Raw genomic sequence first — 21,743 nt, forward strand, 5'->3', positions numbered from 1 at the left:
CCGCCACTGACCACGGTGATGCCGCCGACGGTGAGCGTTTGCACGCCGTCGAGTGCGGTCACGGTGAAGCTGCCGGTCTGGGTCAGGGCCGGCGCATCCGGGCTGCTGCCGTCGCCGAGGTTCTTCTCGTAAACGGTGAGTTCGCCGCCCTCGACATTCAGGCCATCGAGGGTCACCGGATCATTGAGGTTGCTGACGTTCAGCACCAGGTTGGCGGTGGACGCATCGCCGTCGGCATCGGTCAGCGTGTAGGCAAAGGTCTCGATGCCGTTACCACCACCCTGCAGGTTGAAGAAGTCCGGATCGTTGGTGTTGAGCGTATAGGTGTAGGAACCATCGGCCGCCAGCACCAGGGTGCCGTAGGTGCCGACGAAGGTGCCGGCGGTGATCGGCCCGGTCGCCACACGGTCTGCGCCCTGCACGTCATTGGTCAACACGTTGCCGGTCAGGGTCAGTTGGTTCTCTGTGGCAGTGACCGCGTTGGTATCGCCCGCTGCGGTCGGGATGTCGTCGACGATATTGACGTCGATGGCGCCACTGGCGGTACTGCCATCGGTGTCGGTCACGCTGACCGTGAAGCTCTCACCGAGACTGTTGATGCCATTGGCTGCGGCATGGGTTTCGTTGTCCACCAGGGTGTAGCTGTAGCTGACCACGCCGGTTGCCGGGTTGTAACCGGTAATGGTCAGGGTGTTGCCCAGGGCCGTGGTCGCCGACTGCGGGAAGCCGCTGGCCACGCCGCCACTGACCACGGTGATGCCGCCGACGGTGAGCGTTTGCACGCCGTCGAGTGCGGTCACGGTGAAGCTGCCGGTCTGGGTCAGGGCCGGCGCATCCGGGCTGCTGCCGTCGCCGAGGTTCTTCTCGTAAACGGTGAGTTCGCCGCCCTCGACATTCAGGCCATCGAGGGTCACCGGATCATTGAGGTTGCTGACGTTCAGCACCAGGTTGGCGGTGGACGCATCGCCGTCGGCATCGGTCAGCGTATAGGCAAAGGTCTCGATGCCGTTACCACCACCGTGCAGGTTGAAGAAGTCCGGATCATTGGTGTTGAGTGTGTAGGTGTAGGAACCGTCGGCGGCCAGCACCAGGGTGCCGTAGGTGCCGACGAAGGTGCCGGCGGTGATTGGCCCGGTCGGTACACGGTCTGCGCCCTGCACATCATTGGTCAGCACGTTGCCGGTCAGGGTCAGCTGATTTTCCGTGGCAGTCACCGCATTGGTATCGCCGGCCGCCGTCGGTACATCGTCGAGGATGGAAACATCGATGCTCATGTTCGCACTGCTGCCATCGCTGTCGGTGGCAACAACGTTGAAACTCTCGCCAAGGGTGTTGCTGCCATTGGCAGTGGCATGCGCCTCGCTGGCGTTCAAGGTGTAGCTGTAAGTCACCTCACCCGTAGCCGGGTTGTAGCCGCTGATGGTCAGGGTATTGCCCAGTGCGGTCGTGACCGATTGCGGGAAGCCATTGACCACCCCTGCACTGATCACATTGATGCCGCCAACCGTCAGCGCCTGCAGACCATCAGCCGCGGTCACGGTAAAAGTGCCGCTCTGGGTCAGCGCCGCCGCGTCGGGGCTGCTGCCGTCCGCCAGGTTTTTCTCGAACAGCACCAGCTCGCCGCCGTTGATGCTCAGCCCGTTGAGCTCCACCGGATCATTGAGGTTGCTGACGTTCAACACCAGGTTGGCGCTGGAATCATCGCCATCGGCATCAGTCAGGGTGTAGGTAAAGGTCTCGATGCCATTCCCACCGCCATGCAGGTTGATGAAGTCCGGATCGGCAGTGTTGAGCGTATAGGTGTAGGAACCATCGGCCGCCAGCACCAGCGTGCCGTAGGTGCCAACGAAGGTGCCGGCAGTGATCGGCCCGCTCGGTACCCGGTCTGCGCCCTGCACATCGTTGGTCAGCACGTTGCCGGTAAGGGTCAGCTGGTTTTCCGTGGCGGTGACGGCATTGGTATCGGCCATCGCCTGCGGCACATCGTCAATCACGGAGATATCCAGCGAACCACTGGCTACGTCGCCATCGGTGTCACTGACCAGTACCGCGATGCTTTCGCCAAGCCCATTGGCGCCAGCGCCGCCTGGGTGGTTTTCGGCTCCGCTCAAGGAGTAGCTGTAGCTGACCACGCCGCTGCCAGCATCGTAGCCGGTGATGGTCAGCACATTACCCAGGCCGGTGGTGATCGACTGGCCAACGCCAGTCACCGCTCCAGCAGTAACAATGTTGATGCCACCGACATTGAGGTTGAACACCCCATCAGGTGCCTGCACCGTGAAACTGCCACCCCGGGTCAGGGCCGCCGGATCACTGGCCGAACCCTGGGCCAGATTGGCCTCGTTCAACGACAACTCGCCACCCTCGACATCAAGCCCCTGGAGGTTGACCGGGTTGTCGACCGCAGGCAGCGGCGGTGCATCGTCATTGTTGTTGATCAGGCCGACGTCCAGCTCCGGCAACTCGGGAAAACCGTTGAAGCCTGCAGTGGGAAAGCCAATCTGCGGATCTACCCGCCCGGCCACCTCATCGAGAATGACGAAGGTATGCCCGCCGCCCAGTGCACCCGGCGCACCGCCAGTGCCCGGCCCCGCCGCAGTCGGGTCGGCTTCCTGGGTCGGGTCGGCGCCGGCGGCGATGGCTTGCTGGAGTTTCTCGACATCAGTCAGTTGTGCCTGGCTGGGGGTCGTCGACTCCGACGTCTCGACATGAGGCGCTTGGTTCGCCAGCAGCTCAGGGGTCAGGGTCAGGCTGCTACCGCGGCCGAGGGTAAGTTCGGCACCGTTTTGCAGGTGGACGGCGACAGCGCCCGCAAGGCCTGTGTCCAGCTGCTCGCCGGCATACACCTTATCGCCTTCGACCAGAGGCCGGCGGCTGCCATCGCTGCCCACAGCGAAGACTTCGCCCACTACCTTGCTGACGATACCGATTAACTTAGCCATGAGCGCACTCCTCCACTGCAAATCGGTTGATTGCAACAAGCGTGCGCTGAACTATCGCGTGCCCAACCCGACGGGATTACCCCGGGCCAGCGCTGAAAACAGCCTGCCAGTACGCCGTGATTTCAATGAAATCAACAACTTCGCCTGTCAGTGCTGCGGTGAAAGTGGTTGAACGAAGTGGCCTTGTGACATATGCCAAAAAATTGTCGCCAAATTTCGCCCCGCCTCCATCCCCTCCGCTACATCCATGCCCTCTGCTGCAAAAACACGGGAACTTTCTCTGACGCCCGAAAAATGCCCTCTAGCGCTATTCCACGGGCTGCCTGATATGAACAATGTCGCGGATTTCTTAGACCGCATAAGTTTTTTTTCGCATAACTCTTATGAAAAAATCTTCTTAGCTGCGCGCGTAAATGTTCTTAGCTCTGTTGTTACAAGCCTGATACGGTTTGACCTCAGGTTTTCGTCACTTTTTTGACGAACCGCAGGACCATTATTAGAAATCAGGGAGAAGTAACCCATGCGCGTTTTGACCCCCATCACCAGCGCAATTCTGTTGGCCATGGCATGTACCAATGCCCAGGCGATGTCACTTAATGAGGCTGTGCAAAACGCCGTGGATCAACATCCGGAAATTGGAGCCAGCAAGAACAGCCGGCTGTCGGCCGATGAAGATGTGAAGTTCGCCAGAGGCGGTTACTACCCCAGAGTCGACCTGGTGGCCGGCTATGGGCGCCAGCGCTCCGACAACACCAACACCCGTGGCACCAATGTCGACGGCACGCGCGACCATAATAAAGAGACATTGACCTACACCCAGTCCGACCTGCGCCTGCGGCAGATGCTCTTCGACGGCTTCAACACCGCCAACGAAGTCGGCCGTACGGAAGCGGTGGTGAACTCGCGCGCCTACTACACCCAGGCCACCGCCCAGTCCGTCGCCCTGAGCGCCATCGAGGTTTACCTCGAGGTGCTCAAACGCCGTGAGCTGGTGACCCTGGCCAAGAACAACCTGCAAGCGCACCTGCGGGTCAACGACCAGATCGGCCTGCGTAGCGAGCGTGGCGTCGGCAGCATCGCCGACCGCGACCAGTCCACTGCCCGTCGCGCCTTGGCGGAAAACAACCTGTACACCGCCGAGGTCGACCTGGCCGATGCCGAGGCCAGGTTCTATAGCGTCGTCGGTCGCCCGGCCGATGAGCTGGAAACCCCGGTGACCATCAAGGGCGAAGTGCCTGGCGACCTGGGGGCTGCGCGCCAGAACATGCTCGACAACAACCCCTACCTGAAATCCGCCCAGGCCGATGTCAATGCGGCCGAGCAGCAATACGAAGTGGCCAAGTCGCCGTTCTATCCGCGTCTGGACGCGGTGCTGGCCACCGGTGCCAACAACAACACCGCAGGCCAGGTCGGCCATGACAACAACGACTGGCAGGCCGGTGTCGAGCTCAACTACAACCTGTTCCGTGGTGGCAGCGACAAGGCCCGCCTGCAGTCCGATGCGCACAAGATCAACCAGGCCATGGACATCCGCAACAACGCTCTGCGCCAGCTTACCGAGGACCTGTCGCTGTCGTGGAACGCCATGAACAACGCCCGCGTGCAACTGCCGGCGGCCCGCGAATACGCCGAGACCTCCACCCGCGTGCGCGCGGCCTACCAAGACCAGTTCGGCCTCGGCCAGCGCACCCTGCTCGACCTGCTCGACAGTGAAAACGAGCTGTACAACGCCAACCGCCGCTACACCGAAGTGCGCTACACCGAAGAGTTCTCCATGTACCGGGTCCTGGCCAACATGGGTGAATTGTTGAGCAAGCAGCGCATCTCGTTGCCCCCCGAAGCGATCGCCAAGAGCGAAGTGAAGAGCGAGGCGCGCTTGCCCGATATGCGCTAATCCCCTCCACCCGCTGCAGGAGTAGGCGACCTTGACCAGCATGCAACCTGCGAGCTCGGCATTAGATCCGCGCCAGAGTTTCGATGACCCGTTACTCGATGGCTTGCTGATCCTCTGCAAGCTGCATGGTTGCACTGTCAGTCGCGCCGGTCTGAGTGCCGGCCTGCCCCTGCCCGAGCAACGCCTGAGCCTTGAGCTGCTGCCCCGGGCAGCAGCACGGGCCGGGCTGCAGGCGCGGGTTCTACGGCGTGAATTGGGGTCAATCTCGGCGCTCAACCTGCCAGTGCTGGTGCTGCTCAAGGACGGTCGCTGCGCAGTGCTGCGCCGTTGGGGCGAAGATGGCCGGGCGTTGATCCTGCCCTGCGAAGCCGAAGGCGGCGAGCAGTGGGTCAGCCGCGAAGAACTGCTTGAAGCCTACGCCGGTGAAGCCCTGTTCGCCCGCCCCCGCCACGAACTGGAAGACCTGCGGGCCCCGCTGATGCCGCGGGTCAACGCCTGGTTCCGCGACACCCTCAAACTCTCGCGCTGGCTGTACAGCGACGCCATCCTCGCCAGCCTGCTGATCAACCTGCTGGGGCTGATGGTGCCGTTGTTCGTCATGCAGACCTACGACCGGGTGGTGCCCAACCAGGCCACCTCGACGCTCTGGGTGCTGAGTGCCGGCCTGTTGATCGGCACCCTGTTCGAATTGACCCTGCGCGTAGTCCGCGCCCACCTGCTCGACCAGGCCGGAAAAAAGACCGACCTGATTCTCTCTGCCACCCTGTTCGAACGCATCACCGGCATGTCGATGAAAGCCCGCCCGGCCACGGTCGGCGGCTTTGCCCAGAGCATTCATGACTTCCAGGGCCTGCGTGAATTCCTCACCGCGGTGACCCTGACCAGCGTCATCGACCTGCCCTTCGTGGTGTTGATGCTGGCAGTGATCGGCCTGCTCGGCGGCTGGCTGGTGGTGATCCCGCTGATCGCCTTTCCGCTGACCATTGTCTTCGCCCTGTTCATCCAGATACGCCTGCGCGACACCGTGCAAAAAAGCCTGGCCCTTGGCGCCGTGCGCCAGGCCTTGCTGATCGAAACCCTCGGCGGCCTGGAGACCCTCAAGGCCTGCAGCGCTGAAAGCGAGCGCCAGTACCAGTGGGAAAGTACCCACGGCGCCCTCACCCGCCTCGACGCCCACGCCCGCAACCTTTCGGCCGTGGCCACCAACGGCACGTTGTTCATCCAGCAGTTCTGCGGCATGGCCACCATCGTTGCCGGGGTTTACAGCATCATCGCCGGCAACCTCAGCGTCGGCGCCCTGGTCGCCAGCTATATGCTCGGCAGCCGGGTATTGGCACCGCTGGGGCAGATCGCCGGGCTGATTACCCGCTACCAGCAGGCACAACTGACCATGCGCAGCACCGATGCGCTGATGGCCCTGCCCCAGGAACGCCAGGCCGGCCAGCAGCCGCTGGAACGCACCCAGTTGCACGGCGCCCTCGACGTCAGCCATGTGAGCTTTCGCTACACCGGACAGAACGCTGCCGCCCTCAATGACATCAGCTTCAGCGTCAAGCCGGGCGAACGTATCGGCATCATCGGCCGCAGCGGTTCCGGCAAGAGCACCCTGGCGCGCCTGCTGATGGGTTTCTATGCCCCGGACGAAGGGCAGATCCTGCTCGACAATCTCGACCTGCGCCAACTGGACATCGCCGACTTGCGTCACCAACTGGGCTACGTCGCCCATGACTTGCCGCTGCTGGCGGGCAGTTTGCGCGACAACCTGACCCTTGGCGCGCGCTATGTGAGTGATGCGCGGATGCTCGAAGTCGCCGAGCTGACCGGCGTCAGCGAGCTGGCCCGGCAACATCCGCAAGGCTTCGACCGCCCGGTGGGCGAGCGTGGCCAACTGCTCTCCGGCGGCCAGCGCCAGGCCGTGCTGCTGGCCCGGGCGATGCTGCTCGAACCGCCGATCATGATCCTCGACGAACCCACCAGCCACATGGACAACAGCAGCGAAGACCAACTGCGCCAGCGCCTGCATGGCTGGGTCCAGGGCAAGACCCTGCTGCTGGTCACCCACCGCACCTCGATGCTCAGCCTGGTCGACCGGCTGCTGGTGCTGGACAACGGCAGGATCGTTGCCGACGGACCGAAGGAAGCGGTCATCGATGCACTGCGCAAAGGCCGCGTTGGCGCGGCACTCTAGGGGGTCCATCCATGTCCGTAAGCCAAGGCCTGCGCAGTTACTTCCAGAGTTTCGGCAAGACCGCCGAACACGAGTTCATGCCCGATGTGGCCGGCGCCACGCTGCAGGACTCGCCGCGCCTGTCACGCATTACCGTATGGCTGGCTGCAGCTTTGTTACTGGTAGCGCTGCTCTGGGCCAAGTTCGCCGTGCTCGATGAAGTGACCATGGGCGAAGGCAAGGCCATTCCGTCGAGCAAGGTCCAGGTGATCCAGAACCTGGAAGGCGGCATCGTTACCGAGATCTTCGTGCGCGAAGGGCAGATGGTGAACAAGGGCGATACCCTGCTGCGCCTGGACGACACCCGGTTTCAGTCCAACAAGGGCGAGAGCGAGGCCGACCGTTTTGCCCTCACGGCCCAGGTCGAGCGCTTGTCAGCCGAAGCCGAAGGCCGGCCGTTCCAGCTCTCCGAAGAAGTGCGCAGCAAGGCGCCGCAGGTGGCTGAAGACGAGCTGTCGCTGTACCAGTCACGCCAGCGTCGCCTGACCAGCGAGAAGCAGACCCTCAACGAACAACTGCGGCAGAAGACCCAGGAACTGGCCGAGTTCCGCTCCAAGGTCGAGCAATACCGCTCTGCCCTGGCCCTGTTGCAGCAGGAGCTGAACATGTCGACGCCGCTGGTCGGCACCGGGGCGATTTCACCGGTGGAGATCCTGCGTCTCAAGCGCAGCGCCGTCGAAGCCCGCGGCTCGCTCAACGCCACCAGCCTGGCGATCCCCCGGGCCGAAGCGGCGGTAGCGGAGATCAAGAGCAAGATCGAAGAGTCCGAAGCCGGGTTTCGTTCGGAAGCTGCCAAGGAGCTCAACGAAAAACGCACCGACCTGTCGAAGATCACTGCCTCGAGCATCGCCATCGATGACCGGGTGACCCGCACCACGGTGGTTTCGCCGGTTCACGGGATCATCAAGCTGCTCAAGGTCAACACCATCGGCGGCGTGGTCCAGCCCGGCAGCGACCTGCTGGAGATCGTGCCGCTGGAAGACAACCTGCTGATCGAGGCCAAGGTGCGGCCGCAAGATGTCGCCTTCCTGCACCCCGGGCAGTCGGCGATGGTCAAGTTCAGCGCCTACGACTACACCATCTATGGCGGCCTGAAGGCCAAGCTCGAACTGATCAGCGCCGACACCGTCACCGACGACAAGGGCAATGCCTTTTACCTGATCCAGGTGCGTACCGACCGCAACCATCTGGGGGGTGACAACAAGCCGTTGTTGATCATTCCGGGCATGACCGCGACGGTGGATATCATCACCGGGAACAAGAGCGTGCTCGACTACCTGCTCAAGCCGGTGCTCAAGGCACGTACCGAGGCGATGCGCGAACGCTGAAGCGTTCGAGGGCTGCTGTACGCAGCCCATCGCCGGCAAGGCCGGCTCCCACAGTGAGTGTGTCTACCGGTCCTGTGGGAGCTGGCCTTGCCAGCGATCGAGCGCGAAGCGCTCGCAGTGGCTCAACGTAGATGATTACGCTCGTACGTCTCGCGCCCCATCGCCGCGATCTGCCCCTCGATCAGCGCCTCGAACGGCTTTAAAAGCGCATCAAAGTTCTGCGGCGCCTCCAGCACGTTCAACGCCTGCACCACCGCCTCCAGGGTCGACAACGCGCCCGGCTGCGGCGCCTTGCGCAGGCGATAGCGCGAAGGCTGGACCTGGGCCAGGGTCACCCGCGGCAATGCGCCCAGCAACGGATTCAAATGCAGCAATTTGCTCGCTTTACGCCAGGTACCATCAGGCACCACCAACTGCCACGGTCGATCATCCTGGTCATCACCATAAGCGACCAAGGGCTGCGCCTCATCCCCCGGAAACAGCAAGACGCTGCGATACCCCGGCGCCTCAAGCAGCTCAGCCAGATCCTCGAACACTTCCCCCACCTGCAACTGCGCATTGCGCAAGCCAAGCGCTGCCAGCTTCGCGGTATTGAGGGCATGGCGCACTTCACTGGGGTGCTGCAGCAACAGCACACGGGTGCGGCTGTCGAGCGACGGGATCAGCGGGCAAAGGCAATGAGCTTGTGGGCGCAAACAGCGCTCGCAGTGGATTCTGGACATCGGGTTCTCCTGAGCGGGCAAAGTGTGCCACAGCAGTCCCGAAAAAAGCCCACTTCCCTGTGGGAGAGACGATAAAGCTTCAGCGGTTGAAGCGCTCTGCCAGACCGTACAGATAGTCGGCCATGCGTTCGAGGTCCTGGCTGATCTCCGCGCCCTGCTTGGCCTGCCCGGCGCTGTGATCGCAGAGCTGGGCAATGCGGGTGATCTGCTGGTTGATGTCCTCGGCGACATGGCTCTGCTGTTCCGAGGCGGTCGCCATTTGCTGGCTCATGCCGGTGATGCGGCTGACCGCCTGGGTAATCCCCACCAACGCCGACTGCACCGCCTCGACGCTGTGCACACTGTCGCGAGAGATTTGCTCGCCCTTGCTGGCACTGGACACCGCCCGCTCGGCTCCGGCGCGCAACGAGGCGATGATCTGGTGGATCTCCTCGGTCGAAGTGCGGGTACGCTGGGCCAGCGAGCGCACCTCATCGGCGACCACGGCAAAGCCCCGACCCTGCTCACCGGCCCGCGCCGCTTCAATCGCCGCATTGAGCGCAAGCAGGTTGGTCTGCTCGGCAATCGAGGTGATGACATCGACCACGCTGCCGATCGACTGGGTCTGGTCCGCCAGGGCATTGACCGCCTGGCCGATGTCGCTGACCGCCTCGGCCATGCTGCCCATGGCGCGCAGGCTTTGCTGCGCTAGGTCGCTGCCCTGCTGGGCCAGATGATCAGCGTCGGAAGCCGCCGTGGCGGTGCTCTGCACGTTGTGGGTAACTTCCTGGATGGTCGCTGCCATTTGCGCAATGGCCGTGGCCGACTGGTCGGTTTCGCTGCGCTGGCGATCGAGCAGTTGCGCCTGGGCGCCCGACAAGTCGGAAGACTGCGCGGCACGCGCCTTCACGCTCACGCCGGCATCCACCAGGCGGGTCAGCGCGGTTTGCAGGCGCGCTTCTTCACTGAGGATTGCCAGGTCCAGCTGGCCCTGCAGGCCGCTGTTGTCGCTATAGGTCAGGGCCACCAAGGGGCTGGTGAAGGCTTTCGGGTGTTCGTCCAGGGTACGACGGATCACCCGGTTGTGCCGCGCTTCGATCAGGTACCAGGCGCTGAGCAAACTGGCCATCAATACGCCCAGGGCAACGTATTGCGGCAGCCATAGGTAACTGATAGCAGAAAGAACAGCGGCGCCCACCAGCGGCCAGCCCTGTTCCAGGGCGGCCCCCAGCCGCGCCGCCAGCGGAACCGGGCCACGACCCTGGCGCAGTCGTGCATACAGGGCCGTGGCCCGGCGGATCTGCTCGCGGGTCGGAACCGAACGCACTGACTCATAGCCGCTGATCCGGCCGTTCTCGTAAATCGCCGTGACGTAGGCGCTGACCCAATAGAAATCGCCATTCTTTGAACGATTTTTCACCACGCCCATCCAGGGTTTGCCCTGTTTGATGGTTTCCCACATATGACCGAACACTGAGGGAGGCATGTCCGGATGACGCACCAGATTGTGTGGCTGACCGAGCAATTCTTCGTAGGTAAAACCGCTGATGGCGACAAAGGCGTCGTTGCAATAGGTGATGCGGCTGTTGAGGTCTGTCGTGGAAATCAGCCGCTGTTCGCTCGGAAAGACTCTTTCATGCTCAGTGACGGGCAAATTCATGCGCATCTGGGCGATCCCTGCTTAGGAAATGATGGGAAATTTCATCAAGCCAATACAGGTTTAGCAGAGCGATTACGGGGTTGCGGCCGATATTTTCAGGATTTTTTGCAGCCGCGACTAAATTTTTCAGTGGCCGTTTCGTTTAGGCAGGAGTGAGTTGCGCCTTGAGCAAGTCGCGGAAGGTCTGGATCAAGGGTTCGCGGCTGCGGCCACGGCGAATTATCATGGAAAACGGCGCCTGATAGCCGAAGGTCGCCGGCGATAGCACCCGTAAATCCCCCTTGTCGACCCAAGCCTGGGCATAGTGTTCCGGCAGGTAGCCAATGTAGGCGCCCGACAACACCAGGATCAGTTGCGCCTCCATGCTTTCCACTGTCGCCGCGCTGTGCTTGAAGCCGTGGCGGGCAAGCTCCGCCTGGCTCCAGTAGCCACGACCGACCATGCGCTGCTGGGTAATCACCTGCTCGGGAATGCGCCGCTCGTTGAACAGCGGGTGGCGGTTGCTGCAGTAAAGCCAATGCTGTTCACGGTACAACGGCTGGTACACCAGCCCGCTCATACGTGTGGAAAAGGCACCGATGGCCAGGTCCAGACGGTTGTCCTGCACCCCCAGCTGCAGCTCGTAGGGGCTGGATACCGACAAGTGCAAATGCACTGCCGGGTGTTCCTGGCTGTAGGCACCGATCGCCTCGGCCAGGGGTAGGGCCCGATCACCCACGGTGGAGTCGATCACCCCCAGGTTGAGGGTGCCGCGCAATTCGCCCTTGAGCGCCGCCGCGTATTGCTCGAAGCCGTCCATTTCCGCCAGCAGGCGCAAGGTCTCCTGATGGAACAGTTCGCCCTTGCTGGTCAGGCTGAAGCCGCCGCGGCCGCGATGGCAGAGGACGATGCCCAGCGCCGCCTCCAGCTGGCTCATGTAGGTACTGATGGCCGAGGTCGACAGGTTCAGCTCGCGCTGGGCATTGGCAAACCCCTGATGACGCACGACGCTGACGAAGATGCGCAGGAGTTTCAGGTCAGGCAAGGCAGAGGCCATTTGATCGCGGTCCGCAGGGCAACAGGTGGCCGGATTCTAACGCCATCCCCGGCATTAGTTCAGAAAAACCTGAACTAAGTATTTGCCTGTAGCGATTCTTTTCACCCACTACCTTTTGCAGACTCTGCCGCAATGCACCTGCTTGCCGGCATTTCAGGGTTTGTCCCAGGCCAGCCAGACAGGTTCCAACAACTACAACAATCGAATTGATGAGGCCCGACCGTGGACAAGATTCTGCACCAACCACTGGGCGGCAACGAAATGCCGCGCTTCGGCGGCATCGCCACCATGCTCCGTCTCCCTCACCTGCCTAGCGCCGAAGGCCTGGATGCCGCGTTCATCGGTATTCCCCTGGACATCGGTACTTCGCTGCGCTCCGGCACCCGCTTCGGCCCACGGCAGATCCGCGCTGAATCGGTGATGATCCGCCCGTACAACATGGCCACTGGCGCTGCGCCCTTCGATTCGTTGTCGATTGCCGATATCGGCGACGTGGCGATCAACACCTTCAACCTGCTCGACGCCGTGCGGATCATTGAAGAAGCCTACGACGAGATCCTCGAACACAATGTCATCCCCATGACCATGGGTGGTGACCACACCATCACCCTGCCGATCCTGCGGGCGATCCACAAGAAGCACGGCAAGGTCGGGCTGGTGCACATCGATGCCCACGCCGACGTCAACGATCACATGTTCGGCGAGAAGATCGCCCACGGCACCACCTTCCGCCGCGCCGTCGAAGAAGGCCTGCTGGATTGCGACCGTGTGGTGCAGATCGGCCTGCGCGCCCAGGGCTACACCGCTGAAGACTTCAACTGGAGCCGCAAGCAGGGCTTTCGTGTGGTCCAGGCCGAAGAGTGCTGGCACAAATCGCTGGAGCCGTTGATGGCAGAAGTGCGCGAGAAAGTCGGCGGCGGCCCGGTGTACCTGAGCTTCGACATCGACGGTATCGACCCGGCCTGGGCACCCGGCACCGGCACCCCGGAAATCGGCGGCCTGACCACCATCCAGGCGATGGAAATCATCCGCGGTTGCCAGGGCCTGGACCTGATCGGCTGCGACCTGGTGGAAGTCTCGCCACCTTACGACACCACCGGCAACACCTCGCTGCTGGGTGCCAACCTGCTGTACGAAATGCTCTGTGCACTGCCGGGCGTGGTTCGCCGCTAACGGTTGTACACCAGGAGTTGCAACAGGGCAGGAGCCATGACAGTCGGGCCGCAGCGACGGCCCACTGAGTAGACGAATGACCTGGCGTCAGGCTTGCCTGGCGCCGGGGTCGATCTCACCATAATAAAGATAATTGGAGACACCCATGGCCTTGGACATATTCGTTGTTCTGATCTATGCGGCCGGCATGCTCGCGCTCGGCTGGTTCGGCATGCGCCGGGCAAAAACCCATGAAGATTACCTGGTAGCCGGGCGCAACCTCGGCCCAAGCCTGTACATGGGCACCATGGCCGCCACGGTACTGGGCGGCGCGTCTACCGTCGGCACCGTTCGCCTGGGCTATGTCCACGGGATTTCCGGTTTCTGGCTGTGCGCGGCACTGGGCCTGGGCATCATCGCCCTGAACCTGTTCCTGGCCAAGCCGCTGCTGCGCCTGAAGATTTTCACCGTCACCCAGGTGCTGGAAAAACGCTACAACCCCATGGCCCGCCAGGCCAGTGCAGTGATCATGCTTGCCTACGCACTGATGATCGCGGTGACTTCGACCCTGGCTATCGGCACCGTCCTGCAAGTGCTGTTCGACCTGCCGTTCTGGGGCGCGATCCTGCTCGGTGGTGGCGTGGTAGTGGTCTATTCGACCATCGGCGGCATGTGGTCGCTGACCCTGACCGACATCGTCCAGTTCGTGATCAAGACCGTCGGCCTGATGTTCGTCCTGCTGCCCATCTGCCTGTACAAGGTCGGTGGCTGGGATCAACTGGTGGCCAAGCTGCCGGCGAGCAACTTCAGCCTGACCACCATCGGCTGGGACACCATCATCACCTACTTCCTGATCTACTTCTTCGGCATCCTGATCGGCCAGGACATCTGGCAACGGGTGTTCACCGCCCGTGACGAGAAGGTCGCCAAGTACGCTGGCACCACCGCAGGTGTCTACTGCGTGATCTACGGCCTGGTGTGCGCGCTGATCGGCATGGCCGCGCATGTCCTCCTGCCGGACCTGGACAACGCCAACAACGCCTTTGCCGCGATCGTCAAATCCGCCCTGCCTGATGGCATCCGCGGCCTGGTGATTGCCGCTGCGCTGGCCGCGATGATGTCGACCGCCAGTGCCGGCCTGCTGGCAGCCTCCACCGTTCTGACCGAAGACCTGCTGCCGAAGCTGCGCGGCGGCAAGCAGTCGAGCCTGGGCATCAACCGCCTGTTCACCCTGCTGACCGGCATTGCCGTACTGGGCATCGCCCTGGTGGTAACCGATGTCATCAGCGCCCTGACCCTGGCTTACAACCTGCTGGTGGGCGGCATGTTGATTCCGCTGATCGGCGCCATCTACTGGAAACGCGCCACCACTGCGGCGGCGATCACCAGCATGACCCTGGGCTTTGTCACTGCCCTGGCGTTCATGATCAAGGATGGGATGGATGCCAACACGCCGATCTACTATAGCCTGGCGATCGGCCTGGTGAGCTTTGTGGTAATCAGCCTGATGTCGCGCCGCCCGGTAGGCGCCGTCAACCTGGCCTGACAGGCAGGTGCACCACGGCCGTCGCATCAGCAATGATGCGGCGGCCAATGTGTTTTAGCGACGTTGCTGGCGCTTGCGCTGTTCTTCGTCGGTAGGGATCGGCACCGGCTGCAGCGGTGGCGGGATCAGGCCCAGGGCAGCGGCCAGGTCGTGGAGCCAGTTGAACAGATGGTTTCTCATAACTCCCCCTTACGGGTCAGCCTGCACGGCGAATAAATCCTGCGATGCTTCATACAGATCATAGCCCGATGTCTTACATTGCGCATGTCGAAAACATACGACCAAAGCCAAGTTTGATCTTGATCAAGCACTGACCGCCAGTTCCGTCGCCTGTGCAACTGTTTCCCCTTGTTGCAAATCGATCCAGGCGCTCAAGTTTGCCCCGCGCATGCCCTTGCGCCACATCAGCCAGGTGGTGGCCTGATCGAACGGCGCCTGCAGGCGATGCACCGCCACCCGCTCCCTGCGCGGCAGGCTGTCGAGCCCGCTTTTAGCCTTTTTTACGGAAATAGGCCGTAGTCGCGCGCACAACACAGACCAAGTGTCGCCGAAAATGCGCCCGTTCTGCATGCGTGTGGTCGACTAGCCGAGCAGGCTGCGCAAGCGCCGGCGCACCCACTGCTCAGCGCTGACCAGCGTTACCCCAAGCAACACCATGACGGCCCCGAGTACGAAGTTCAGGCTCAACGGCTCGCCGAGCAGCAGTACGCCGAAGGTCACCCCGAACAAGGGCGTGATAAAGGAGAACACTGCAAGGTTCGAGGCCAGGTAGCGACGCAGCAGCCAGAACCAGGTCAGGTAGCTGAAGAACGACACGATCAGGCCCTGGAACAGCAGGCTGCCGATCGACAGCGGGGTGAACTGCACGTGGGTGACCTGGCCACTGGCAATGGCAATCAACAGCAAGCCGACGAAGCCGACCGCCAGTTGGTAGAACAATGTCAAGGTTGCCGGTGCCTCAGACAACCGCGAAGCACGCACCACTACCGTCGTCGCCCCCCAGGCCAGGCCCGCCAATACGCCAAAGGCATCGCCCAGCAGCATGCGCCCGTCCAGTTGCTCCAACGAAACGCCGCCGGCAAAGGCAAAGGCAATGCCGCAGAACGCCAGCAGGATACCCAGCCATTGCAGAGGCCTGAGCCGCTCGCTTGGCAGCATGAAGTGCAGGCCCAGGGCCGTGAACACCGGTGCCGTGTAGAGGAATACCGACATGTGCGCGGCCGAGGTCAGCTTCAGGCCTTCGGCAATGAACAGAAACTCCAGGCCGAACAGCGCGCCGGCCAGCAGGCCTCCGCGCCAGGTGCTGGCCACCTGATCCCAACCGCCGCGAAAACACATCAGCAGCCCGACCAGAACCGCCGCCATGCCTGAACGCATGGCCTGCTGCATCACCGGCGCGATATCCGGCGCGGCCCACTTGATCATCACCTGCTGGATGCCCCAGATCAGGCACAGCACCAGCATCACTTGCAGGGCGAAGGCATCGGTATTGCGGCGGGTGGCGCTCATCGGGCGCTCCCGGTATCAGGCAACGACATGGCAGGTTCTCGGCAGAAGTGGATCCAGTGCCGATTATCAGCGGCGGCAGGCGCTCAATGCCAGCCTTGTGTTGCCTGCGTCAGGCAATCTGTGCCTTGGAAGCCACCTGATCGAAGGTAGCCTCGTCCAGCGGGTCGTCCTGCTCATCCAGTACCTGACGCGGGTGGTCGTTGCCCGGAATGCTGCTGTCCAGCAGGCTCAGCAGCCGCGAGCCACGCACGGTGAGGACAAAATTCTCACCGTTGCCGCCCTCATCTTCCGGGCGTGAAGCAAAGTAACCGCGCTCGAACAGTAACTTTTCGTACTCACAGGCCAGCGTTTTTAGATGATCGAGATCGCCAGGTGCCGCACCTTCAGCCGCAAGCTGGGCAGCATGCTGCTCGGCATAGGGTCTGGGGGTGAAACTGTGTCCGGCGCTGTTCTGCGCTTCATGCAACAGGCGTTCGATCAGGTCCCAGTCGTAGGTGGTCATCGGCATAGCCTCAATCAGGGGTCGGTAAGATTGTGACCGGTGCGCGAGGCTGCGGTTCGACTGAACTTTCGCGTCCCGGCCAGGCTCAACCGCAAGACTTCACCCTGATTGCACAGGAGCCTGCCCATGAAGACCCTGATGAACATTGCTGCCGCCGCCAGCCTGTTGCTGGCCTTGCCCAGCTGGGCCTGCACGCTGGAAGAAGCGACGGAGAAACGCGAAGAACTGGCCAAGGAAGTGAGCAAGCTTACCGAGCAGAATCCGCAGAAGGCCAAGGAGATCAACGATGAGTTGCAAGGCATGAAGCTTGAGAGTGCCAGCAAGGACTTGCCGGACAAGTGCCAGCTGATCGACAAGCGGTTGCAGGAGCTGAAGGCAGCGGAGAAAAAGACCTGAAATCGGGGTGAAGCTATCGCTGGCAAGCCAGCTCCCACAAGGTCTGTAGAAAACCTGTGGGAGCCGGCCTTGCCGGCGATGAGGCCGGCGCTTACTCCGCAGCCGGCGCCGGCTTGCGGCGCTTGAGCGGTGCCAGGCCATCGGCGCTGGCCAGTGGGGCATTAGGCTTCGGCTTGGCGGTCGGCTTGCGCTTGGCAACGACCTTCTTGTCGCCTTTCTTGTCAGCCTTTTTCTTCTTCACACCGGCAGCCTTGCCCGAGGCCTTGACCTTCTTCGGCCCGGTATAGGTGCCTTTGACTTCCTTGATCACCCGGCGCTCGAAGCTCTGCTTCAGGTAGCGCTCGATGCTCGACATCAGGTTCCAGTCGCCGTGGCAGATCAGCGACACCGCCAGGCCTTCGTTACCGGCACGGCCGGTACGGCCAATACGGTGTACGTACTCGTCGCCGCTGCGCGGCATATCGAAGTTGATCACCAGATCCAGGCCGTCGACGTCCAGGCCGCGCGCGGCGACGTCGGTGGCAACCAGAATCTTGGCGCCGCCCTGTTTCAGGCGCTCGATGGCCAGCTTGCGGTCTTTCTGATCCTTGTCACCGTGCAGAACGAACGCTTTGTAGTCCTTGGCCACCAGATGACCGTAGATGCGGTCAGCCATCACCCGGGTGTTGGTGAAGATGATCGCTTTGTCGTAGGTCTCGTTTTCCAGCAGCCACTGGATGATCTGCTCTTTGTGCTGGTTGTGGTCGGCAGTGATGATTTGCTGGCGGGTACCTTCGGCCAACTGGCTGACACTGTTGAGCATCAGGTGCTCAGGGGTTTTCAGCACCTTGCCGATCATGTCGCGCAGGCCGGCACCGCCAGTGGTGGCGGAGAACAGCATGGTTTGCTCGCGGTTCGGGCACTCGTTGCACAGACGCTCGACGTCTTCGGCAAAGCCCATGTCGAGCATGCGGTCGGCTTCGTCGAGAACGATCACCTGGACATGCTCCAGGTGCAGGTTGCCGGCATTGAGTTGCTCGAGCAGGCGGCCCGGGGTGCCGATCAGCACGTCCGGCACCTTGCGCAGCATCGCGGCCTGTTCCTTGAAGTCTTCACCGCCAGTGATCAGGCCAGCCTTGATGAAGGTGAACTGGGAGAAACGCTCGACTTCCTTGAGGGTCTGCTGCGCCAGCTCGCGGGTCGGCAGCAGCACCAGGGCACGAATCTCGACGCGCTTCTGCTTGAGGTCCACCAGGCGGTTGAGCATCGGCAGGACGAAGGCTGCGGTCTTGCCGCTACCGGTTTGCGCCGTCACCCGCAGGTCACGCCCTTGCAACGCCAAAGGGATGGCCGCTGCCTGCACCGGCGTCGGCTCGACAAATTTCAGCTCGGCCACGGCTTTGAGCAGGCGTTCGTGCAGGGCGAATTGGGAAAACACGGGTGTACCTCGGGCATGTGCAAAAAATTCAGTTGCATAGGGTAACGTTTTCCGGCGTCGGAGCCGAATTTCTTTTGGCAACTTCTTGCCGATCCGCACTCTAATGGCCTTGTTTTCGACTTGCGGACCCTCTACGACACCGTTATGGACATTCAACAGCTGTGGCAAAACACCCTGGACCTCTGGGGCACCCTCGATCAACACCCGATACTGCACGCCGGTATCGGCCTGGGCGTATTGCTGGTGATCGCCCTGCTGCTCGGCCGTGTGGCGCGCTTTCTGGTGCTGCACGCCGCCCGCCTGCTCGGCCGCCAGCCAGCCCTGCACTGGGTCAATGACCTGCGCGAGAACAAGGTATTCCAGCGCCTGGCCCAGACCACCCCATCGCTGGTGGTGCAGTTCGGCCTGAAGCTGGTGCCGGAGCTGAGCGCCACCAGCCAGCATTTCCTCGGCAACGTTGCCCTGGCCTTCACCATCCTGTTCCTGACCCTGGCCCTGAGTGCCCTGCTCGACGCCCTGCTGGACATCTACGCACGCACCGAACATGCCCGCACCCGCTCGATCAAGGGCTATGTGCAGTTGGCCAAGATGGTCCTGTTCGTGTTCGGCGCCATCGTCATCGTCGCCACCCTGATCGACCGCTCGCCGCTGTTGCTGCTCTCAGGTCTCGGTGCCATGTCGGCAGTCATCCTGTTGGTCTACAAGGACACCCTGCTGTCGTTCGTCGCCAGCGTGCAGCTGACCAGCAACGACATGCTGCGGGTCGGCGACTGGATCGAGATGCCCCAGGTCGGCGCCGATGGCGATGTGGTGGACATTACCCTGCACACGGTCAAGGTGCAGAATTTCGACAAGACCATCGTCTCCATCCCCACCTGGCGCTTGATGTCCGAGTCGTTCAAGAACTGGCGCGGCATGCAGCAATCGGGCGGGCGGCGGATCAAGCGCAGCCTGTTCATCGATGCCGGCGGCGTGCGTTTTCTGACCACCGCCGAAGAGCAGCGCCTGTCCGAGGTGCGCCTGCTGACCGACTACATCGCCCGCAAACGCAATGAACTGCACAGCTGGAACGAGGCCCAGGGCCCGGTGGCGGAACTGTCGGCCAACCGCCGCAAGCTGACCAACGTCGGCACCTTCCGCGCTTATGCCCTGGCATATTTGAAGAGCCACCCGGACATCCAGCCGAACATGACCTGCATGGTCCGCCAGATGCAGACCACCGCCCAGGGCGTGCCGCTGGAAATCTACTGTTTCACCCGCACCACGGTGTGGGCCGAGTACGAGCGTATCCAGGGCGACATCTTCGACTACCTGCTGGCGGTGATGCCGGAGTTCGGCCTGAGCCTGTACCAGCAGCCCAGCGGCAACGACCTGCGCGCCGGCCTGTTACCCTCGACCTTGCCCAGCCAGCAGCGGGCGCTGAGTGCCGAGACGACTGAGCCATAGCGACGCCAGGATCACCGCCCCGCCGATGAACAACCGGCCCAGCGGCTCGTGCTGGTTCCAGATCAGCAGGTTGAGCAGCAAGCCGACCGGCACGTGCAGGTTGTTCATCACCGCCAGGGTGCCGCCTGAAACCAGGCAGGCGCCCTTGTTCCACCAGTACAATCCCAGCGCCGTCGGGCACAGGCCCAGAAACAGCAGCACCAGCCATTGCACGTCGGTGCTCGGCAGGTGCTGGGTGTTGCCGAACAGCAGGAAGGCCGGCAGCACCACCAGCAAGGCACCCAGGTAGAAATAGCCGAACCGCCGGTAATGCGGCAGGTCGCTGGGGTTGCGCGCGATCAGGTGGCGGTACAGTACCTGCCCGGCGGCATAGGTGAAGTTGGCCAGTTGCAAGAGCAAAAAGCCGATGAAGAAGTCCGGGCTGATGCTGTCGAAGCGAATCACCGCCGCACCGGCAACCGCCACCAGCGCCGCCACCAGCGCCCACGGGTTGAAGCGCCGGTTCAGGGCGTCTTCGATCAGGGTCACGTGCAAGGGCGTGAGGATGGTGAACAGCAGCACCTCAGGCACCGTCAACACCCGGAAGCTCAGGTACAGGCAGACATAGGTGATGCCGTATTGCAGCGCACCGATCAGCAGCATCGAACGCATGAAGCGTGGTTCGACCTGACGCCAGCGGGTCAGCGGCAGGAACACCAGCCCGGCCAGCAGCACCCGCGCCAGCACTGCGAAATAGCTGTCGACATGCCCCGCCAGGTACTCGCCGATCAGGCTGAAGGAAAACGCCTGGATCAGCGCGACGATCAATAAATAGCCCATGTTGGCCCCTTGCTGTGGAGGCGGCGACCTTAGCGGTTAGCAGCACACCCGGCAACTGCTGAAGGCCCTGCGGACCTGTGGGAGCTGGCTTGCCTGCGATCGAGCGCGAAGCGGTCGCAATCCAGACGCCGCCTGATGTGTTGGTGGTACTGGCCTCATCGCGGGTCACGTCGAGTCGTCGCACCGCCGCTTGTGTCTTGAGGTAGGAATAGAATCAGAAGTGAGAGCGGTGAATGGCAAGCTGTACGCCGGTAGTGCTTAAAGCACGTGTGGGAGCAAAGCTGCCATTCACCTCTCCACTCTGGCCCGAGCCCGAACAGTTGATTGAGCGCCTCTCGAATCACAAGCGTGGGCCAAGCCAGAGCGCTCTCACAACTGAGTGTAAGAGGGTTCAGCCATGTTGTCTTCTGTTGGAATCGACACTGCCAAAGCCACTTTGGAAATCTGCATCAAGCCTCAGAAAATCCGCTTCGAAGTGGCCAACAACTCCGCAGGCTTCGAGGTGTTGCTTGAGCGTCTGAAGGACTTCAATATCAGTCGAGTGCTGATCGAAGCGACAGGCGGCTACGAGAAAGATGTGTTGATCGCCCTGGCCTCAGCAGGACTGGAAACCATCTGCATCAACCCAGCCCGTGCCCGAAAATTCGCCGATGCCATGGGTAAAAAAGCCAAAACCGACAAGATCGACGCCGAAGTCCTTGCGGACTTCGCTGCACACCTCAGCGCCCCTCAAGGCCAACCGGTCAGCCCTGAACGCGAAGAGCTGCGAGAGCTGGTGAAGCAGCGCGCCCAATTTGTGCAGAGCCGTGATGACGACAAGCGGCGTCGCCAGCAATGTCGCTCGGCAACAGTGATGGCCCACTTCGATGAGCATATAGAGCAGCTGAAAGTGCTGATCAAACGCCTCGACGAAGAAATTGACCAGGCGATGGTGCAACTGGACGATACCAGGGCGCGTCAGTTATTGGCAGTGACCGGAATCGGTCGAGTAACCGCCGCAAATCTGCTCGCCTCACTGCCTGAACTGGGGCAGTTGGACCGCCGTCAGATCGCCGCTCTGGTGGGCGTAGCGCCTTACAACAACGATAGTGGTAGCCATCGAGGGCACCGCCAGATATGGGGTGGTCGGGCCCATGTAAGGCGAGTGCTGTACATGTCGAGCTGGATC

The 21,743-nt window shown here is 62.2% G+C and carries 17 protein-coding genes and 1 pseudogene; 8 read left to right on the top strand and 10 right to left on the bottom strand.

The window, feature by feature from the left end:
- The coding region (locus JV241A_RS17530; protein ID WP_134063733.1) for a retention module-containing protein at positions 1 to 2,942 on the bottom strand (2,942 nt) is incomplete at its 3' end.
- 520 nt (positions 2,943 to 3,462) lie between these two features.
- Here JV241A_RS17530 and JV241A_RS17535 point away from each other — a divergent pair.
- The 3 genes from JV241A_RS17535 to JV241A_RS17545 are packed head-to-tail and all read left to right on the top strand — an operon-like array spanning position 3,463 to position 8,391.
- On the top strand, positions 3,463 to 4,836 hold the full coding sequence (locus JV241A_RS17535) for a TolC family outer membrane protein (protein ID WP_115088178.1): 1,374 nt from the start codon (positions 3,463 to 3,465) through the stop codon (positions 4,834 to 4,836).
- A gap of 31 nt (positions 4,837 to 4,867) precedes the next feature.
- On the top strand, positions 4,868 to 7,024 hold the full coding sequence (locus JV241A_RS17540; RefSeq protein ID WP_115088179.1) for a type I secretion system permease/ATPase: 2,157 nt from the start codon (positions 4,868 to 4,870) through the stop codon (positions 7,022 to 7,024).
- An 11-nt stretch (positions 7,025 to 7,035) separates the two neighbouring features.
- On the top strand, positions 7,036 to 8,391 hold the full coding sequence (locus JV241A_RS17545) for an HlyD family type I secretion periplasmic adaptor subunit (RefSeq protein ID WP_134063735.1): 1,356 nt from the start codon (positions 7,036 to 7,038) through the stop codon (positions 8,389 to 8,391).
- Positions 8,392 to 8,513: 122 nt separating this feature from the next.
- Here JV241A_RS17545 and JV241A_RS17550 read toward each other — a convergent pair whose 3' ends face one another.
- The 3 genes from JV241A_RS17550 to JV241A_RS17560 form a co-directional block, all read right to left on the bottom strand.
- A complete protein-coding gene (locus JV241A_RS17550) occupies positions 8,514 to 9,113 on the bottom strand; it encodes a DTW domain-containing protein (RefSeq protein ID WP_115088181.1) in 600 nt (199 codons plus the stop codon).
- Between the two features lie 79 nt (positions 9,114 to 9,192).
- Positions 9,193 to 10,758 (bottom strand): PAS domain-containing methyl-accepting chemotaxis protein, encoded by a 1,566-nt coding sequence (locus JV241A_RS17555; RefSeq protein WP_134063737.1) that lies wholly within the window; start codon positions 10,756 to 10,758, stop codon positions 9,193 to 9,195.
- 136 nt (positions 10,759 to 10,894) lie between these two features.
- On the bottom strand, positions 10,895 to 11,788 hold the full coding sequence (locus JV241A_RS17560; RefSeq protein ID WP_115088183.1) for a LysR family transcriptional regulator: 894 nt from the start codon (positions 11,786 to 11,788) through the stop codon (positions 10,895 to 10,897).
- A 222-nt stretch (positions 11,789 to 12,010) separates the two neighbouring features.
- On the opposite strand from JV241A_RS17560, the gene speB reads away from it, so the two are divergent.
- Both speB and JV241A_RS17570 read left to right on the top strand, forming a co-directional pair.
- Positions 12,011 to 12,961 carry an agmatinase gene (gene speB, locus JV241A_RS17565; protein WP_115088184.1) on the top strand — a complete coding sequence of 317 codons (951 nt, stop codon included), beginning with the start codon at positions 12,011 to 12,013 and terminating at the stop codon, positions 12,959 to 12,961.
- Between the two features lie 145 nt (positions 12,962 to 13,106).
- Entirely contained in the window at positions 13,107 to 14,486 is a 1,380-nt protein-coding gene (locus JV241A_RS17570; protein WP_115088185.1) for a sodium:solute symporter, read from the top strand.
- Positions 14,487 to 14,540: 54 nt separating this feature from the next.
- Here the strand turns inward: JV241A_RS17570 and JV241A_RS27835 are convergent, their stop codons facing one another.
- The 4 genes and pseudogenes from JV241A_RS27835 to JV241A_RS17585 form a co-directional block, all read right to left on the bottom strand.
- Positions 14,541 to 14,666 (bottom strand): PA1414 family protein, encoded by a 126-nt coding sequence (locus JV241A_RS27835; protein WP_258578890.1) that lies wholly within the window; start codon positions 14,664 to 14,666, stop codon positions 14,541 to 14,543.
- Between the two features lie 123 nt (positions 14,667 to 14,789).
- Positions 14,790 to 14,981 (bottom strand): annotated as a pseudogene (locus JV241A_RS17575) (LysR family transcriptional regulator); the annotation flags it as partial.
- A gap of 87 nt (positions 14,982 to 15,068) precedes the next feature.
- Positions 15,069 to 15,995: a DMT family transporter gene (locus JV241A_RS17580; RefSeq protein WP_134063738.1), complete on the bottom strand. Its 927-nt coding sequence runs from the start codon at positions 15,993 to 15,995 to the stop codon at positions 15,069 to 15,071.
- Between the two features lie 109 nt (positions 15,996 to 16,104).
- Positions 16,105 to 16,497: a transcriptional regulator gene (locus JV241A_RS17585; RefSeq protein WP_134063739.1), complete on the bottom strand. Its 393-nt coding sequence runs from the start codon at positions 16,495 to 16,497 to the stop codon at positions 16,105 to 16,107.
- Positions 16,498 to 16,623: 126 nt separating this feature from the next.
- On the opposite strand from JV241A_RS17585, the gene JV241A_RS17590 reads away from it, so the two are divergent.
- Positions 16,624 to 16,893 carry a hypothetical protein gene (locus JV241A_RS17590; RefSeq protein ID WP_115088188.1) on the top strand — a complete coding sequence of 90 codons (270 nt, stop codon included), beginning with the start codon at positions 16,624 to 16,626 and terminating at the stop codon, positions 16,891 to 16,893.
- A 91-nt stretch (positions 16,894 to 16,984) separates the two neighbouring features.
- On the opposite strand, the gene JV241A_RS17595 is transcribed toward JV241A_RS17590, so the two are convergent.
- Positions 16,985 to 18,310: a DEAD/DEAH box helicase gene (locus tag JV241A_RS17595; RefSeq protein ID WP_115088189.1), complete on the bottom strand. Its 1,326-nt coding sequence runs from the start codon at positions 18,308 to 18,310 to the stop codon at positions 16,985 to 16,987.
- Positions 18,311 to 18,454: 144 nt separating this feature from the next.
- Here JV241A_RS17595 and JV241A_RS17600 point away from each other — a divergent pair, with 144 nt between their 5' ends.
- A complete protein-coding gene (locus tag JV241A_RS17600) occupies positions 18,455 to 19,756 on the top strand; it encodes a mechanosensitive ion channel family protein (RefSeq protein ID WP_134063740.1) in 1,302 nt (433 codons plus the stop codon).
- On the opposite strand, the gene JV241A_RS17605 is transcribed toward JV241A_RS17600, so the two are convergent.
- Positions 19,697 to 20,575 (bottom strand): carboxylate/amino acid/amine transporter, encoded by an 879-nt coding sequence (locus JV241A_RS17605; RefSeq protein ID WP_038996515.1) that lies wholly within the window; start codon positions 20,573 to 20,575, stop codon positions 19,697 to 19,699. The two genes, JV241A_RS17600 and JV241A_RS17605, sit on opposite strands and share 60 nt — an antisense overlap.
- A gap of 397 nt (positions 20,576 to 20,972) precedes the next feature.
- On the opposite strand from JV241A_RS17605, the gene JV241A_RS17610 reads away from it, so the two are divergent.
- Positions 20,973 to 21,743 (top strand): transposase (locus JV241A_RS17610; protein ID WP_134063741.1); only part of this gene is annotated, 771 nt, incomplete at its 3' end.

The sequence above is a fragment of the Pseudomonas sp. JV241A genome, from assembly GCF_900275665.1.
Lineage (GTDB): Bacteria > Pseudomonadota > Gammaproteobacteria > Pseudomonadales > Pseudomonadaceae > Aquipseudomonas > Aquipseudomonas wadenswilerensis.